Source organism: Halomonas sp. DP8Y7-3 (assembly GCF_019801675.1).
Taxonomy (GTDB): domain Bacteria; phylum Pseudomonadota; class Gammaproteobacteria; order Pseudomonadales; family Halomonadaceae; genus Halomonas; species Halomonas litopenaei_A.
On record NZ_JAHVIO010000020.1, the window covers coordinates 1 to 17647 of the forward strand.

Consider the following 17647-nt stretch of genomic DNA (forward strand, 5'->3'; position numbering starts at 1 on the left):
CGTTCAATCTGAGCCATGATCAAACTCTTCAGTTTAAAGTCTGATAGTCCGTTAAGCGGACCAAACTTGGCTCAAGGTTCAAACGTCTCGTTTGACGAGTCGCTTGCCTTGATATTTCAGTGACATTGTCACTGACTCATCGGCAAGCGCCCACATGAATTACCTGATCAATTTTTAAAGAGCGTGCTCTTGACTCTAGTGAGCTCAATGAGCGCCTCGCTGTTACCGAGCGCTTTGCCCAGCGCCCTGCGAGGAAGGCGTATTCTACAGAATCGAAGCGTTTCGTCAAGCGCTTTCTTTTGCGTCCTGCAAGCGATGCTCGCAAACTTCAAAAGAGAGCGAAGCGTGCCTCAGCGCATCCTTTGATGCCCTGTCGGCGATTCCGATCAAGTGGCGAGCATTTTACCGATTTCTCGTTGCTCGTCAAGCAGTGATTTTTCCGAGAAGCTAAAAAAGCCTTTTCAAATCAACTACTTTTACCACTCTTCACCGCCTGTGACGTTTGCTCGTCGCCGGCAGCGGATGCGTACTCTACGGATCTACTACCGGCTTGGCAAGGGATTTTTTTAAAAAATGTCAGGCGCTGTCCGAGCCTTCTTCACGATGGCTGAACGCTGGCGAAAACTAGCCGCTACAACCTACTCGATGCCGTCCTGAGGCACGCGCACCAGACCTTCCATCAGGATGCGTGCGCTACGACTCATGGTGGCCTCCTCGGCGACCCACTCATTCTCCTGCTGCCTGACGCCTGCCCCTACCCGCAGCGTGCCGGAGGGATGACCAAAGACAACCGAGGCTCGCTCCTTGCCGCCTCCGGCAGCGCGGTTGACCAAGGTGCCAGGCACGGCGGCAGCCACACCAATAGCGACGGCAGCGGTTCCCATCATGGCGTGGTGCAGCTTACCCATCGACATCGCCCTGACCAGAAGGTCGATATCGCCGGCCTCTATCGACTTACCGCTGGACGCCGCGTAGCTCCTGGGAGGGGCAACGAACGCAAGCTTAGGCGTGTGCTGCCGATTCGCCGCGTCCTCTAGCCGGTTGATAAGCCCCATCTTGAGCGCACCATGGGCACGCAACGCTTCAAGCCGGGCTAGCGCAGCAGGATCCTCATTGATGTCTTCCTGGAGCTCGTCTCCCCGGTAACCGAGATCCGCGGCATCGACAAAGATCGTCGGGATGCCTGCGTTGATCAGGGTAGCGTCGATCCTCCCTCCGGCCACGATATCGTCAGGCACGCTGAGCTCGTCGACGACGTGCCCCGTGGGAAACATGCTGCCCTCCCCATCGGCGGGATCCTTGAAGGCGAGGTGAATCTCAGCGGCGGGAAAGGCGACGCCGTCCAGTACGAACTCGCCGGTTTCCTGTACCCGGCCGTTGCGCACCGGCACACGAGAGACGATCGTCTTGCCAATATTGGCCTGCCAGATTCGCACCTCGACCTCACCATCATGGGGAATGCGCTCGGGCGCAATCATTCCACTCTCGATGGCGAAGGGGCCGACGGCTGACGAAAGGTTGCCACAATTGCCGCTCCAGTCGACGAACGGCTTGTCGATGGACACCTGGCCGAACAGGTAGTCGACGTCATGATCTGGTGATTCGCTGGTACTGACGATGACAACCTTGCTGGTGCTTGAGGTGGCGCCCCCCATGCCATCAGTGTGCTTGCCGTAGGGATCCGGGCTACCAACCACACGCATCAACAAAGCGTCTCGGCTTTGCCCAGGGCGACGTGCAGATTCAGGAAGGTCGTCCTGGCGGAAAAACGTTCCTTTGCTGGTACCACCACGCATGTAAACAGCGGGAATACGAAGCTGCGGCAGGTTCGCCATGGTCACGCTACCTCCGACTCAAGAAAATCCTGAGCAAACCGCTGCAAGACACCGCCAGCACTGTAGATCGACAGCTCTTCGAAGGTATCGATACGACAGGTGACAGCAACGTCCTCGACCTCTCCATTCCCTCGCGTAATCTTGAGCGTCAAGCGGGCACCGGGCTGGATATCACCGCTGACATCAAAGGTCTCGCTGCCATCGATTCCCAGTGTCTTGCGCGTCGTTCCCGGCAGGAACTCCAGGGGGAGCACTCCCATGCCGATCAAGTTGGTGCGGTGAATACGCTCGAACCCTTCTGCCACGATCACCTCGACGCCGGCCAGCCTCACCCCTTTGGCTGCCCAGTCTCGAGAGGACCCCTGCCCATAGTCGGCGCCAGCAATCACGATCAGCGGCTGCTTTCTCGACATGTAGGTCTCAATCGCTTCCCACATCCGCATCACCTCGCCTTCAGGCTCGAGCCGAGTCAGCGATCCCTGCTTGACCTCACCGTCGACCACCGCCATTTCGTTCACCAGCTTGGGGTTGGCAAAGGTCGCGCGCTGGGCGGTGAGATGGTCTCCTCGATGGGTCGCATAGGAGTTGAAGTCTTCTTCCGGCAAGCCCATCTTGGCGAGGTATTCGCCAGCGGCACTGGTGGGCAGGATGGCGTTTGACGGCGACAGGTGATCGGTCGTGATGTTGTCACCCAATACTGCAAGCGCCCTCAGCCCCGTCAGGGACCGCTCGGCTGCCAGCGCGCCTTCCCAATAAGGAGGACGGCGAATGTAGGTGCTCATCTCACGCCAGTCATACAGCGGGCTGATCTCCTTGGACCTGTCAAACGTGGTGTCGAACATCGGAATGTAGACATCGCGGAAGTGTTCCGGCTTGACGCTCTCGGCAATGATCGCGTCGATCTCTTCATCCGCTGGCCATAGCTCCTTCAAGGTGATGGGTTTGCCCTCGGAGTCATGACCCAGCACGCCTTTTTCAATATCAAATCGCACACTGCCCGCGATGGCGTAGGCGACCACAAGAGGCGGCGAGGCAAGGAATGCCTGCTTGGCATAGGGATGTATCCTGCCATCGAAGTTACGATTGCCTGACAGCACGGCCGTTGCGTACAGGTCACGCTCGACCACTTCTCGCTGAATCTCGGGATCCAGTGCACCGCTCATGCCGTTGCAGGTGGTACAGGCAAAGCCGACGATGCCGAAACCAAGCTGCTCCAGCTCACTCAGCAGGCTGGATTCTTCCAGATAGAGCTGTACGGCCTTGGATCCAGGCGCCAGCGATGTCTTGACCCATGGCTTACGCGTCAGGCCCAGCTCATTGGCGCGCTTGGCGAGCAGACCCGCCGCGATCACGTTGCGTGGGTTCGAGGTGTTGGTACAGCTCGTGATGGCGGCAATGATGACCGCCCCATCCGGCATTTGGCCAGGCGTCTCTTCATAGGGCGCCACAATCCCCCGCGCTTCCAGCTCACGGGTGGACACCCGGTTATGGGGACTCGACGGACCGGCCAGAGTGCGCTCGACCGTGGACAGGTCAAAGTGCAGCACGCGTTCGTACTGGGCATCGACCAGACTGTCCGCCCACAGCCCCGCTTCCTTGGCATAGGTTTCGACCAGGGCGACCTGTTCAGGCTCCCGTCCGGTCAACCTCAGATAGTCCAGCGTCTGGTCATCGATGTAGAACATGGCCGCGGTGGCACCATATTCCGGTGTCATGTTGGAGATCGTAGCCCGGTCACCCAAGGTCAGGTGCGCGGCGCCTTCACCGAAAAATTCCAGATAGCTGGATACCACCCGCTCCGACCGCAGGTATTCGGTCAGGGCCAGCACAATGTCTGTCGCCGTGATACCCGGCTGTGGCTTGCCGCTAAGCTCTACCCCGACGATATCCGGTAGACGCATGTAAGAGGCTCGACCCAGCATCACGCTCTCGGCCTCCAGGCCGCCCACGCCGACGGCAATGACGCCCAGTGCGTCTACATGGGGCGTATGACTGTCGGTGCCGACCAACGTATCCGGGAAGGCAACGCCCTCCCGCGCCTGAATCACCGGCGACATCTTCTCCAGATTGATCTGGTGCATGATGCCGTTGCCCGGGGGAATGACGTCGACGTTCTCGAAGGCTTCACGGGTCCAGTTGATAAAGTGGAAGCGGTCCTCGTTGCGCCGATCCTCGACAGCGCGGTTCTTTTCGAAGGCACCCTCCTCGAACCCCGGATGCTCCACCGCCAGCGAGTGATCGACGATCAGTTGGGTCGGCACCACAGGGTTGACCTTCGCCGGGTCACCGCCCTTTTCGGCGATGGCGTCGCGCAACCCTGCCAGGTCTACCAGGGCAGTCTGACCCAGGATGTCATGACACACGACACGCGCCGGGAACCAAGGGAAGTCCAGATCTCGCTTGCGTTCGATGAGCTGTGACAGAGATGCCCTGAGATCCTCCGGAGGACAGCGCCTGACCAGGTTTTCCGCCAGCACTCGGGAGGTGTAAGGCAAACGCTCATAGGCGCCGTCGGCGATGGCATTCACCGCTTCCCGGGTGTCAAAGTAGTCCAGCTCAGTGCCGGGGAGCGGCTTTCGGAAATCGGTATTCATGGCAGGAGTTCACGGTCGCTTGCACCATCGAATGCGGCTCGATGACACATGTTGTTAGAAGAAGCGGCAGGCAGAGTGCCTGCCGCTGCTGGCCGATATGCGAGTGTTGCGTCAATCGCGCTGCTCGATCGGCACCCAGTCAGAGTGTGCAGGCCCGGTGTAGTCGGCGCTGGGACGAATGATGCGGTTATTGTCACGCTGTTCAAACACGTGAGCGCACCAGCCTGTCACCCGCGAGCACACGAAGATCGGTGTAAACAGCTTGGTCGGAATGTCCATGAAGTGGTAGGCGCTGGCATGGAAAAAATCGGCGTTGCAGAACAGCTTCTTCTCACGCCACATGACCGCTTCAACCCGCTCCGACACCGGATACAGGAAGCTGTCACCCACGTCCTCCGAGAGCTTCTTGGACCACTCCTTGATGATGGCATTGCGGGGATCGGACTCGCGGTAGATGGCGTGGCCGAACCCCATGATCTTTTCCTTGCGCTCCAGCATGCCGAGGATTTCCTGCTCGGCCTCTTCCGGGCTCCGCCAGTTCTCGATCATCGCCATGGCTGCCTCGTTGGCACCGCCATGCAAGGGACCGCGCAACGAACCAATCGCCCCGGTCACGCAGGAGTGCATGTCGGACAAGGTCGAGGCACAGACCCGCGCAGTAAAGGTGGAGGCGTTGAACTCGTGCTCTGCGTAAAGGATCAGCGAGACGTTCATTACTCTGGCATGCAGCTCTGACGCGGGCGCATCGCGCAGCAAGTGCAGGAAGTGACCGCCGATGGACGCATCGTCTGTCTCGGTCTCGATACGCACTCCATCATGGCTGAAGCGGTACCAGTAGCAGATGATGGATGGCAGCGCCGCCAGCAGACGGTCGGCGACATCCTGCTGCTGGTCGAAATCGGCTTCCGTCTCGAGATTGCCGAGCATGGATGCGCCGGTACGCATGACGTCCATGGGGTGGGCATCCGCCGGGATCTGCTCCAGTACGGTCTTTAAGGCATCGGGCAGACCCCGCAAGCTCTTGAGCTTGGCAATGTAGTCGTCAAGTTCACGCTGGTTGGGCAGCTTTCCCTTCAACAGCAGGTAGGCGACCTCCTCGAAGCGGGCCTTGTCTGCGAGCTCCTTGATATCGTAGCCGCGATAGGTCAGCCCCGACCCACTCTGTCCCACCGTGCACAATGCCGTGGCACCAGCACTTTGACCGCGCAACCCTGCGCCTCCGATCGGTTTGTCAGCCATGGCGTAGCTCCTTATGTCATCGTTGGACGTTGTTATAAAAAATGATCAAGCGTGATTGAGCGCGAAAGCGCGTCACCGCATCATCTGGCGAGCCGATGGGATGTCAGTCCTTGCCCTCGGCGAACAGCGCATCCAGCTTGCGTTCGAACTCGTGGTAGCCCAGCACATCGTAGAGCTCTTCACGGGTCTGCATCATGTCCACCACATCGCGCTGGTGACCGTTGCTTTGAATACTCTGATATACCTGAAGCGCTGCTGCGTTCATCGCCCGGAAGGCTGAAAGCGGATACAGGACCAGACGACAGCCCACTTCGGCCAACTCCTGCTGACTGAACAGCGGGGTCGCTCCGAACTCTGTGATATTGGCGAGAATCGGTGCATCAACCCGAGCACAAAACGCGCGGTAGTCATCCAGGGTATGCACGGCTTCAGCGAAGATGGCGTCAGCGCCTGCCTCGATGCACGCATTGGCGCGCTCGATGGCAGCATCCAGCCCCTCTTTCTGAAAGGCATCGGTACGCGCGATCAGGTAGAAATCCGGATCGATGCGGGCGTCCGCCGCCGCCTTGACGCGATCCACCATCTCCTGCTGGGAGACGATGGCCTTGTTGGGACGGTGGCCACAGCGCTTCTGCGCCACCTGGTCTTCCAGGTGCACGGCAGCCACGCCTGCACGCTGCATTTCCTTGACCGTGCGCGCGATGTTGAAGGCCCCACCCCAGCCAGTATCGATATCCACCAGCAGTGGCAGGTCACTGGCACCGCAGATACGGTGGGCATCTTCCACCACATCATTCATGGTGGTCATGCCCAGATCAGGCAGACCGAAGGACGCATTGGCAACCCCTCCGCCAGACAGGTAAATCGCCTGGTGGCCTGCACGTTCGGCCAGCATCGCGGTGTAGGCATTGATGGTGCCGACGATGGGTAACGGCGTATGGGCGGCAAGGGCTGCGCGGAAGCGAGCGCCCGGCGTCATTGAGCTAGGGGATGTCATGCAAGTCTCCAATCATGGTGGGGTCGAAAAATAGGCCATCAGCTACCGAGGTCAGTACCGATGACCACATCGGGCTCATCACGGCCTTCGAGAGAGGCGGCATAGCGGGCCATGACGTTCTCGCGGGAAGCGCTGACATGACGTCGCATCAGCAGCTCGGCAAGCTCGGCGTCCCCTGCCTCAATGGCGTCGACGATACGGTGGTGTTCGACAAACGCCTTCTGCGGTCTGGCACCGCTGGCACTGAACTGAGTGCGATACATGCGCACCAGGTAGTAGAGGTCATCGCACAGCAACGCCATGAGCATCCGATTGTGACTACCGAGCACGATGCGGTAGTGAAAATCCAGATCGCCCTCGCGCTGGTAATAGGCTTCACCACTGGCTAGGTCCGCCTGCTTCTCGTGCACGGCCAGAACCTCTCTCAGCCCGGCTATCTCGCTGGCCGTCATATGCTCGGCCGCGATTCTCGCCGCCATGCTCTCGAGCGCCTCGCGTACATCGAAAAGCTCCATCAGCTCCTTCATCGACAGCTTGACCACCCGCGCCCCGACGTGGGGCACGCGCTCGATCAAGCGGTGCGCTTCAAGGCGGCGCATGGCTTCTCGCAGTGGACCACGGGATATGCCATAGGTCTTCGACAGGCCCGGCTCGGTGATCTTGCTGCCAGGCGCCAGCTCACCACGGACGATGGCGTCCTGCAGCTGGTGGAAAACACGCTCTGCCAGGGTCCTGACTTCGGGGGGTACCACTATCTCGTGTTCAGCGCTGGTCATGGCTTGATTGTCGACAATAAATGGATAACAGGAATGTAAGACAGGCCAAAGACTGGGTCAATGCCCGGTAAGGACCACAACCTTAGCCATTGGTTGTAGACAATACAACCCAAGGTGTCAGCACGATGACAAATGCAGCGTTGAGGCAACGCCCGTGGCAACAACGACAAGTGTTTGCGTTGGCCGTAGAATACGCAGCCTGCACTACCCGAGGCCCCGCATGAACGCCCAGCTAGACATCACGCCAATGCCCTATCAGCCCACGCCACTCGGCTATTTCGAGTCACTCCGCGCGAGACCTGGTGCTGTGCTGCTGGACAGCGGCAGGCCCAAGGCTCCCGGCGGGAGGTTCGATATCTTGACCAGTGATCCGCTCGATCAACTGGAGATCGATCCGCTGGGCAAGGCGTGGGATGCGGAAGGCAACCTTGTGACGGGCTCTCCCTTCGCCGCTCAGCAACGCCTGCTGGACCGATTGCCGAAGACAGACCTGTTCTCCGAGCTGCCCTTTCTCGGAGGCTTGATCGGCTATTGGAGCTATGACCTGGGTCGCCTTATCGCCGGAGTCAAAGGCCCGGCACGCGCAAGCACCCGACTTCCCCTGGCACGACTGGGCCTTTACGACTGGGCCCTGATTCAGGACCACGAGCAACAACGCAGCTATCTCGTTGCCGACGCGGCGCGACGTCAGCAGGTCCTCGCCTGGCTGCTCGAGCCTGCCGAAGACAGTCACTTCACACTGACATCCCGCTTCACCTCCAACCTCGACGAAGCGTCCTACCGCGACCGCTTTGAGCGTGTTCAGCACTACATTCGGGCAGGAGACTGCTACCAGATCAATCTTGCCCAGCGCTACTCGGCACGCTACCAGGGCGATCTATGGGGAGCCTACCGGCGCCTTCGAGCGGCGACCCCAACGCCCTTTTCCGGATTCATGTCGTGGCAAGGCCGTCACGCTGAACAAGGTCTCCTGTCGGTGTCTCCAGAGCGCTTTATCGAATGCCGGGAAGGTACCGTGGAAGCACGACCCATCAAGGGCACTCGTCCTCGTGGGCAGTCGCCGGCCGAAGACTTGGCCCTCGCTGACGAACTACGGCAAAGCGTCAAGGACCAAGCCGAGAACGTCATGATCGTGGACCTGCTACGCAATGACCTGGGGCGAGTCTGCGAAACCGGCAGTGTGAACGTTCCCCAACTGTGCGGTCTGGAAAGCTACGCCAACGTGCATCACCTGGTCAGCATCGTGAGTGGAAAGCTGCCGCCACACACGCCACCGCTGACCCTGATGGAGGCAGCGTTCCCTGGGGGATCCATCACCGGGGCGCCCAAGATTCGCGCCATGCAGATCATCGACGAACTGGAGCCAGACAGACGCAGTGCCTACTGCGGCAGCCTCGGCTATGTCGATGTTCGTGGCCATATGGACACGTCCATCGCGATTCGCACGGTGGTGGCCGATGACAAGCACCTGCATATCTGGGGAGGCGGTGGCCTAGTGGCCGATTCCGAGGCAGACGCTGAGTACACTGAGACCCGGGACAAGATTCGACACCTGATGTCAGCCCTGGGCGATAGCAGCCATCAGGACTGACCCGCCCAAACCAATGGGAATAAGAACCCTTATCGCTAATCGATAAACGCTATATAAGAACCGAACCAATCGATATTGGGGCCGGACTAGCGCCTTTTGGTAGGGTAGCGGCAAAACACACACTGGAGGTCGCCGTGACGCCCTTTGACCCCAATGCCTTCGTCCTGGAACATGACCAGGCGACGCCCAAGAACATCCTGAAAGCCGCCTATGAGGCCTTCGGCCAGCTGACAGTCTCCTTCTCCGGTGCCGAAGACGTGGTGCTGATCGACCTGGCCCTCAAGGTAGCGCCCAAGGATAAGGTGCACGTCTTCTGCCTGGATACCGGACGGCTGCATGCGGAAACCTACGAGTTTATCGAGCGGGTGCGCGAGCACTACGCCATCGAGATAGACATCCGCTTTCCTGATCAGCAGGCAGTTCAGGACCTGGTTCGCGAGAAGGGCCTGTTCAGCTTCTATCAGGATGGCCACCAGCAGTGCTGCGGCATTCGCAAGGTAGCGCCATTGCGTGAACGCCTGGCCGGACTCCCCGTCTGGGTCACCGGGCAGCGTCGCGACCAAAGCCCAGGCACCCGCTCCCAGCTGCAGATCGCCGAACGCGATACCACCTTCGGCAGTGAGTCATCACCGCTGTACAAGATCAATCCATTGACCCACTGGTCCAGTGAAGACGTCTGGAACTACATCCGCTCCTTCGATGTGCCTTACAACCGTCTGCATGAGCAGGGCTACGTCAGCATTGGTTGCGCGCCCTGCACCAGGCCCATCCTTCCCGGTCAGCACGAACGTGAAGGGCGCTGGTGGTGGGAAGACCAGGGCGGCAAGGAGTGCGGTCTGCATGTCCTCAACCTGCCTCCGGTGGCCGCCAAGGATTAAGCATCCACCGGCACGAGCGTCGAGCTGAACCAAAAAAAGCGCCCTTCGGGGCGCTTTTTGGTGTCTTGCGGCTACGCTTCTGCTGCTTACCTCAGCGTACTGGCAGCTCGATACCCTCGAACAGGGTGTGCTCATGCCGGGGCCCTGCCGCCAGCGCCGCATCCACCAGATCTCGATCAAGGTGGTCGGCAAACTGTTTCAGGAAGTCGTACATGTAGCCACGCATGAAGGTTCCTCGACGAATGCCGATCTTGGTGGTGGAACTGTCAAACAGATGGCTGGCATCTAGCGCCACCAGATCATGATCCAGCTCTTCATCCACCGCCATGTGCGCCACGATGCCCACGCCGAGGCCAAGTCGCACATAGGTCTTGATCACATCGGCATCAGCGGCCGTCAGCACCACATTGGGCGACAGGCCCCGAGCCCTGAAGGCATCGTCGAGCTGAGACCGACCGGTAAAGCCAAAAACGTAGGTCACCAGGGGGTGTTCGGCCAGCTCATCCAGGCCCAGTCGCTCTACCCCCGCCAACGGATGATCGCGCGGCACCAGCACACAGCGATTCCAGCGGTAGCAGGGCAACAGCACCAGATCATTGAAGAGTTCAAGAGATTCGGTGGCGATGGCAAAGTCCGACTGCCCTTCACTCACCATCTGAGCGATCTGCTTGGGCGTCCCCTGCTGCATGTGCAAGGCCACGTCAGGATATCGCTGGGTGAACGACTGAATCACGGGGGGCAGACAATACCTGGCTTGGGTGTGCGTAGTGGCAATGGCCAGGCTTCCACGTCGCTCATCCGAATGTTCCTGAGCCACATCCTTGATATTGGCCGTCAACCGCAGCACCTGACCGGCCAGCTCGATGATCGCTTCGCCGGCCGGGGTGACTCGGGTAAGGTGCTTGCCACTGCGCGCGAAAATCTCCACCCCCAGCTCGTCCTCGAGCAGGCGGATCTGCTTCGAGATCCCTGGCTGGGAGGTGAACAGACTCTGGGCGGTCGCCGATACATTGAGGTTGTGGCGGGAAACCTCCCAGATGTAGCGCAGCTGCTGTAATTTCATGGCCGGAGCTTACCTCGTCCGAAGTCGTCGGATTGGTGCAAGAGAGATGCAGCAAGGCGCTCAATGGAGGTATCAGCCATGTTCGGCATGGCGTAAATGCCTTTTACGTACAATAGTTGCCATGGCAACGGACTCGTTCGTAAGAGGGGCCGCCGCGGCCCGGCACATGCCAAAGCGCCATAAAGAACCTTGCGGTGATTACTTTATAGCATAATGAGATCGATTGCAGCGGTTCGTAAGCTGACTAAGAAACTATCGACCCAATATTTGCCAGCGTATTGGCCGACCGCTACCATCGTGCCACCGGACATGGCGGACATGTCCCCCATTCCGCTCGATGAAGCGCAACATATATGGAGAAACACATGGCTAACAATGTCGATGTCACCAATGCCAACTTCGAGCAGGAAGTTCTGCAGGCCGATTCCCCGGTATTGCTGAAGTTCTGGGCTCCCTGGTGCGGTCCGTGCAAGGTGATGGCACCGGTGGTCGATGAAGTCGCCGAAGAGCGTGACGGCGCCCTCAAGGTGGTCAGCATCAATGTGGACGACGCCCCTGAGATCGCCGCCGAGCAGGGCGTGCGCGGTGTGCCCACCGTCATGCTGTTCAAGTCAGGCGCCAAGGTTGCTTCCTTGGTGGGCGCTCAGTCGAAGTCTCAGCTGACCCAGTTCATCGAACAGAACGCCTGAGCAGCATGACCTGACGAGCGCTCGGCACGGCACCGCCTACATAGGACGAGTCAGTGCTGACACATCGAACCCGACGCCTGTGAACAGGCGTCGGGTTCGATGCTTTTAGGCCTTCATCCCGGCATGCTGCCAGGCCACTCGCGCGCTTACTTGCGCAGCACGTAGCGCAGGATCTCCACCACCTGACCAGTGGTGGTCGCCCAAGCCTGAGCGTCAGCGTCGACCTCCTTGAGAGGGTGCACGATCTCTTCTGCGTGCAGGGTGACATAGGGTTTGCCAAGCGCCGCACAGTACCCCGCGTCGAAGGCCGCATTCCATTGCTTGTACTTGTCACCAAAGCGCACGATGACCAGGTCGCTCTCGCCGATCAGGGTTCTGGTGCGAATCGCATTGACCCGCGATGACTGATGGTCCCGCCAAAAGCCATTCCCAGGCACGCCGAGCATATCACCAGCTGCATCACTGGCATCATGGTCGGTCACCGGCTGGGTGAAGACGACGTCGAGCCCCGCCTCCCGGGCGCCCAGCTTGATCTCTTCACGCCAATCGGTATGTATCTCTCCAGACAGGTAGACGGTAAAGCTCATTGCATCGTTTCCTTTGTAGGGTGAGACCGGCTGTTTCAAGAAGCACACTCACCGCCTCATCCGAGGCAGGCCTCGCGAGCACGGCGCGGCCCCTCTTCTCTCTGAGCCGGCCAGCTGTTAATTTTATTCGGGTGGTGATGACGGGACATGGAGCGCCCTCTGGCTCAGCCATGATACCTGGTGGTCTGAACCACACAACCACGTGCCGACCGCTGACACTGCCTTCTTCATGGCCAGCACCGATGAGAGACGGCGACAAGGAACCTAGATGCAAGACACGGACCCCACTGACAACGCAGCACCGATGTCCTCGGCAGATACGCGCGAGATCAATCGTCGTCAGGGCCACTTCGCCAGCCAGGACACCTTCTGGCTGTTTGGCTACGGTTCGCTCATCTGGAAGGCCGACATCGCTTATCGCAAGCGTCGTCCCGCCCTCATTCATGGCTACAGCCGACGCTTCTGGCAAGGATCCCACGATCATCGGGGGACACCAGACGCGCCCGGGAGGGTCGCCACCCTGGTGCGTGAGGAAGGCGCATCATGCCTGGGCATGGCCTACCTGATCGGCCCCGAAGCGCTCAGCCCACTGGATTTGCGCGAGAAGAATGGCTATCTGCGAGCCAGTGTCACCCTGCACTTCATCGACCATGGGACGAATGGCAATCAGCCTCGGAACCAGCACCAGGTCTCGGCCACACCTCAGACAGCAACGGGCTTGGTGTATATCGCCAGTAGTGACAACCCGGCATACCTTGGTGATGCACCGGTCGATCACATCGTTCAGCAGATCGCCCGATCCCACGGACCCAGCGGCCCCAACAGCGATTATCTGCTGAACCTCGCGGATGCGCTGAACGGTCTTGGCGGCGACGATGCCCACGTCTTCCAACTGGCACAGCGGTTACGCCAGCGAATGCGCCAGGCGGCCCCTCAGTCGTCTTGTCTTGAGTGAGCGCCGCCCTGCCCTGTTCTCCGCACACTGTTCTCCGAAAACCGTTCTCGAAAAACTGCTCTCGAAGCGTAGGTCTCGACCTGTTATCGCTGATCGGATGCCGCAGACCTGTCTTCGATGACCTGTCTTACATGGCTTCTTTCGATGATCGTTGGCAGTACACCGTGCCTTGACCGCATGGACCGCTCGCGGTGATCTGATCGACACTGCGCTTTACAGCAGCCCGAGCCCTGTCAGCCAACAGCCGACAGCCGACAGCCGACAGGCCGCTTCTGCCCTTTACTCGCTGGAGATCCCAGATGAGCGTCACTCTTGAAGACGTCAGACACGCCGCTGACGCCATTGGTAGCCACATCGTGCGCACCCCGTTGCTGCACTCTGCCACCCTGTCGCGACTGACCGGTTGCGAGCTGTATATCAAGTTCGAGAATCACCAGTTCACCGCTGCCTTCAAGGAACGCGGTGCGCTCAACCACCTGCTCGCCCTGACCGAAGCGGAGCGCAAACGTGGCGTCATCGCCATGTCAGCCGGCAATCATGCCCAGGCCGTGGCTTATCACGCTTCACAACTGGGCATCCACGCCGTCATTGTCATGCCGCGCCACACCCCAAACCTGAAGGTCAGCAATACCCGTGCTCTGGGGGCCGAGGTCCATCTGCAGGGAGATGGCGTTGACGAGGCAGGTGCCTACGCGGCGCGCCTGGCCGCCGAACATGACTATGTCTTCGTCCATCCCTACGACGATGAGAAGGTGATGGCAGGCCAGGGCACTATCGCACTCGAAATGCTGGAGGACGAGCCGTCGCTCGAGGCGCTGGTCATTCCCATCGGCGGTGGTGGGCTTATGGCAGGCAACGCCGTCGCGGCCAAGGGACTTAACCCCTCCATCGATCTTCTTGGCGTGCAGACCGCACGATTCCCTGCCATGCAGCAGGCCCTGGCCGGCGAGCCGATTCACTGCGGGCGTGCCACCATTGCAGAAGGCATTGCGGTGAAGCAGCCCGGCCAGATCACGCGGGAGCTGATCCGACAGCACGTCGGTGACATCCTGCTGGTCGATGAAGCGGATATCGAGCGCGCCATCCTGATGCTGCTGGAAATCGAGAAGACGGTGGCAGAGGGCGCTGGTGCCGCAGGACTTGCCGCGGTGCTGAGCCAACCCGAGCGTTTCCGTGGTCGCAAGGTAGGACTGATACTGTGCGGCGGCAATATCGACATGCAGGCGCTATCGTCTGTGATTCAACGAGGACTGGTCAGGTCCGGCAGGATCGTGCGCGTGCGGGTCGGCATATCGGATGTCCCGGGTTCCTTGTCGGAGCTCACGCAGCTGCTGGCTGAGCAGCGCGCCAATGTCATCAGCATCACCCACCAGCGCACCTTTACCGACCTTTCCCTGCGAGCGACAGAAGTGGAGGCCACCCTGGAAACCCTCGGCAGTGAGCACACCCGCGACGTCCTGGCAGCGCTTCGCCGCGAAGGCTACGACCCGGTGATGCCCGCCAACGAAGTCCACCCCGATGAACGCTACGCCAGCGCTGGCGAGCCAAAGGATACCTCCCAGCGCTGAGCACGCAGCACTGCGAGTGCTGAGTCAGGCGCATGGCCCCAGTGGCATCACGACGTGAATCGCTAGGTAAATCGCCAGGTGAATCGCCACTGGGGCCCCCCTAACATTTCTCTGCCAGCATCACTCTCGCAACAGCCCCGCGGTGCGCAGTGCATTGCCTGTCGCGGGCCCCAGCTGGGCCAGCACGTCGAGCTGGACAGCCAGTTCGGTGACCTGCCCCGCCTGCGCCAGCTGTTCGACACGGGCAGCCTGAGCCTCGACCGCCTGACATCCCAGCGAGGCAGAGATCCCCTTGATATCGTGGGCCAGCTGCGCCAGCTGCCCGTGGTCACGCTGCGCCAGTGCGTCACGCATCTCTCCCAGCCGGCCTGGAAAGCGCTGCAGATAGCTGGCGATCATGCGACTTAGGGCCTGCGGTGAGAGCACCTGACGCAGCTCCTCTACGGCATCGCCCGACAGCAAGGTCTCGTCCACGCTGATCTGGGTTTCCAGCATCGGGGCCACGACCGTCGGCGTAAGAGCCTCACCGCCTGCCGCTTCAGCAGCATCGACGTCAGCGCTGTCTGACTGACCGTACTGACGCAGCATCTCGGCCAGCTCTCTTCGGGAGAATGGCTTTCCGATGACATCATCCATCCCCGCATCCAGGCAGGCACGATGGTGCTCGGGCATCACGTTGGCGGTGACCGCAATGACCGGCAGCCGCCGGACCCGACGCCCCTGCTCAGCCTGAGACTGCTCGTGGGCGCGCCAGCGACGGGTCGTCTCCAACCCATCCATCACCGGCATCTGCATGTCCATCAGCACCAGGTCAAAATCACGCTGCATCAGCACTTCCAACGCTTGCTGACCATTGCCCACCAGCTCGCAGGTCTGGCCCAGCCGCGTCAACATTGCTGCCACCAGCTCCCGATTTAGAGCATTGTCCTCAACCACCAGGATGTGACGACAGGACAGGGCCTGCTGGGAGGTAGAGCCAGCCACCTCTTCCACACCCTCTACCACCGGCAGGCTGAGATCGAACCAGAAGCGGCTGCCTGACCCAGGCTGGCTTTCCACATTGAGCTCTCCGCCCATGGCCGCCACCAGCTGAGAGCAGATGGCCAAGCCCAAGCCCGCCCCTTCGTGGCGCCGTGACAATGCGGAGTCGGTCTGCGCAAAGGGCTCGAAGATACGTTGCTGATCTTCCTCGGCGATCCCGCAGCCGGTGTCATAGACCATGAAGGTCAGCACGTCATCGCCCTTGTCAGCAACCCTCAGCATGACGAAGCCACTCTCGGTGAACTTGAAGGCATTGTTGAGCAAGTTCATCAACACCTGGCGAAGCCGGTGCACATCACCATCCACCCAGGCCGGAAGCTTCGGGGCCGCCCGCATAAGAAACTGGACACCGCTACTGCTCTGGGTTTGATATCCCGTGGCCAACTGGTCGAGCATTCTGGTCAGGTGGAAGGGCTGGCGCTCGACGGCCAGATGACCTGCCTCGATGCGGGTATAGTCCAGTACATCGTTAATAACTGATCGCAGCCCAGCAGCACTGTCCCGCAACCCTTCGATTTGCCGACGCCCCTGCTCACTGAGTGCTTCATCGTGCAGCAAGTCCGCCATGCCCAGCACTCCGTTGAGGGGCGTGCGGATCTCATGACTCATGATTGCCATGAAGTCGGACTTCGCACGGTTTGCCACCTCCATGCGATGGTAGGCTTCGCGCAACGCTTCAGACTGGGCTTCCAGCAACTGCGTCTTCTGCCGATGCTGGCGAGCCTCCTTGACCAGTGCCCAGATCAGTACACCACCGGCCAACAGGGATAGCAGAACAGCGACCAGCATCGCCACGTACAGCTGCCCAAGCACCTGCATGTCGCTGCTACGTTCTTCGGCGGACACTCTGCCATGCTGCAGCATCAGCCGGCGACTCAGCTCCTGAGCTTCGGCCAAGCGGTTGTTCAGGGTGCGCCTCAAGGGCTCGTCGTAGGTGACCTGGCCGTCGGCGATCGCGACAAAGCGATCGTCCAGGGACTGCATGATGTCCTCTATCTCGCTGATCAGGTCGCCTGCCGCCGCATGATCAGCCAGAAAATTCGCCGCCTGACCTTCGAGCAGGAAGACGAAGCGTCCGTAGAGCAGTTCGAACTCAAGCAGGGTCTCCTCCACCTCGGTGTCGCCCCGCTGCCACAACGCCAGCCGCAGATCCCTCAGCGCACGATCGTATTGGTAGAGCGTCCAGGTGACCGTATCGATATCGCGATGGTGAAGCGCGTTACTGCGGTCATAGATCAAGCCGCCCGTGATCACCACGGCGACGATAAAGACGATGGCGGCTACGGCGGGCGCCTTGATGCGCAGAAGCTGTGGCATGACCAATCAGCGCACCTCGATTCGAGCGACTTGCCAGACGGAACGGCTGAAATAGATATTGGTCTTGAGCTCAGGCTCATCATCGAAGGGGTACACAACAAACAACGGGCCCTTGTCGCGAATCCGCATGGGCTCGCCATCTCGGCGCATGGCCAGAATCACGTCATGCTGTTCGACATCTTCTACCGGAATCAACGACTCGTAGTCCTTGATCGCGATCACACGCAGCTCACTGCCTTCGGCACCAGCAGCAGCGAGCACATCGCGCAGCAGAGGACCAGAGAACCGCGACTGACCATCTATCCAGGGATTGCCTGTCGTCACGTCGTGCTGGGGCAAGGACTCCAGCATGCGAGCATCGAAATGGGCTTCTTCGCCGACATTGGGAGACGTAAGCTGACCCGACAGCGTAAGAATCACACGTTCCTGTGGAGACTCCAAAGCCAGCGCAGGGACTGTCGCCAGCAGCAACATCACCAGAGGTATGAGTCGCCATGTCAGTACTGCTTTGCTGCAC

The 17647-nt window shown here is 60.2% G+C and carries 14 protein-coding genes; 5 read left to right on the forward strand and 9 right to left on the reverse strand.

Annotation, left to right across the window (positions count from 1 at the left end; genetic code table 11):
- Positions 1-638: 638 nt before the first annotated feature.
- The 5 genes from prpF to KUV86_RS19690 form a co-directional block, all read right to left on the reverse strand.
- On the reverse strand, positions 639-1835 hold the full coding sequence (gene prpF / locus KUV86_RS19670) for a 2-methylaconitate cis-trans isomerase PrpF (protein WP_222486361.1): 1197 nt from the start codon (positions 1833-1835) through the stop codon (positions 639-641).
- Positions 1836-1837: 2 nt separating this feature from the next.
- Positions 1838-4429 carry a Fe/S-dependent 2-methylisocitrate dehydratase AcnD gene (gene acnD / locus KUV86_RS19675; RefSeq protein WP_222486337.1) on the reverse strand — a complete coding sequence of 864 codons (2592 nt, stop codon included), beginning with the start codon at positions 4427-4429 and terminating at the stop codon, positions 1838-1840.
- A 111-nt stretch (positions 4430-4540) separates the two neighbouring features.
- Positions 4541-5668, reverse strand: a complete 1128-nt coding sequence (gene prpC / locus KUV86_RS19680; protein ID WP_222486335.1) for a 2-methylcitrate synthase — start codon at positions 5666-5668, stop codon at positions 4541-4543.
- Between the two features lie 103 nt (positions 5669-5771).
- Positions 5772-6665, reverse strand: a complete 894-nt coding sequence (gene prpB / locus KUV86_RS19685; RefSeq protein ID WP_206944833.1) for a methylisocitrate lyase — start codon at positions 6663-6665, stop codon at positions 5772-5774.
- A 38-nt stretch (positions 6666-6703) separates the two neighbouring features.
- Entirely contained in the window at positions 6704-7441 is a 738-nt protein-coding gene (locus tag KUV86_RS19690) for a GntR family transcriptional regulator (RefSeq protein WP_222486364.1), read from the reverse strand.
- Positions 7442-7661: 220 nt separating this feature from the next.
- On the opposite strand from KUV86_RS19690, the gene pabB reads away from it, so the two are divergent.
- Positions 7662-9032 carry an aminodeoxychorismate synthase component I gene (gene pabB, locus KUV86_RS19695; RefSeq protein WP_222486365.1) on the forward strand — a complete coding sequence of 457 codons (1371 nt, stop codon included), beginning with the start codon at positions 7662-7664 and terminating at the stop codon, positions 9030-9032.
- Positions 9033-9166: 134 nt separating this feature from the next.
- Positions 9167-9910 (forward strand): phosphoadenylyl-sulfate reductase, encoded by a 744-nt coding sequence (locus KUV86_RS19700; protein ID WP_206944836.1) that lies wholly within the window; start codon positions 9167-9169, stop codon positions 9908-9910.
- 91 nt (positions 9911-10001) lie between these two features.
- Here KUV86_RS19700 and cysB read toward each other — a convergent pair whose 3' ends face one another.
- Positions 10002-10973 (reverse strand): HTH-type transcriptional regulator CysB, encoded by a 972-nt coding sequence (gene cysB / locus KUV86_RS19705; RefSeq protein WP_206944837.1) that lies wholly within the window; start codon positions 10971-10973, stop codon positions 10002-10004.
- A gap of 365 nt (positions 10974-11338) precedes the next feature.
- Between cysB and trxA the strand changes: the two genes are divergently transcribed.
- Entirely contained in the window at positions 11339-11662 is a 324-nt protein-coding gene (trxA, locus tag KUV86_RS19710; protein ID WP_206944838.1) for a thioredoxin, read from the forward strand.
- 146 nt (positions 11663-11808) lie between these two features.
- On the opposite strand, the gene KUV86_RS19715 is transcribed toward trxA, so the two are convergent.
- Entirely contained in the window at positions 11809-12249 is a 441-nt protein-coding gene (locus tag KUV86_RS19715; protein ID WP_222486367.1) for a YtoQ family protein, read from the reverse strand.
- A gap of 268 nt (positions 12250-12517) precedes the next feature.
- Between KUV86_RS19715 and KUV86_RS19720 the strand changes: the two genes are divergently transcribed.
- Together KUV86_RS19720 and KUV86_RS19725 are read left to right on the forward strand one after the other, a co-directional pair.
- A complete protein-coding gene (locus KUV86_RS19720) occupies positions 12518-13204 on the forward strand; it encodes a gamma-glutamylcyclotransferase (protein WP_224908941.1) in 687 nt (228 codons plus the stop codon).
- A gap of 299 nt (positions 13205-13503) precedes the next feature.
- A complete protein-coding gene (locus KUV86_RS19725) occupies positions 13504-14772 on the forward strand; it encodes a threonine ammonia-lyase (RefSeq protein WP_222486369.1) in 1269 nt (422 codons plus the stop codon).
- A gap of 120 nt (positions 14773-14892) precedes the next feature.
- Here KUV86_RS19725 and KUV86_RS19730 read toward each other — a convergent pair whose 3' ends face one another.
- Positions 14893-17130, reverse strand: coding sequence for an ATP-binding protein (locus KUV86_RS19730; protein WP_222486371.1), 2238 nt, complete (start codon positions 17128-17130; stop codon positions 14893-14895).
- 6 nt (positions 17131-17136) lie between these two features.
- On the reverse strand, positions 17137-17550 hold the full coding sequence (locus KUV86_RS19735; protein WP_224908940.1) for a molybdopterin-dependent oxidoreductase: 414 nt from the start codon (positions 17548-17550) through the stop codon (positions 17137-17139).
- Positions 17551-17647 lie beyond the last annotated feature (97 nt).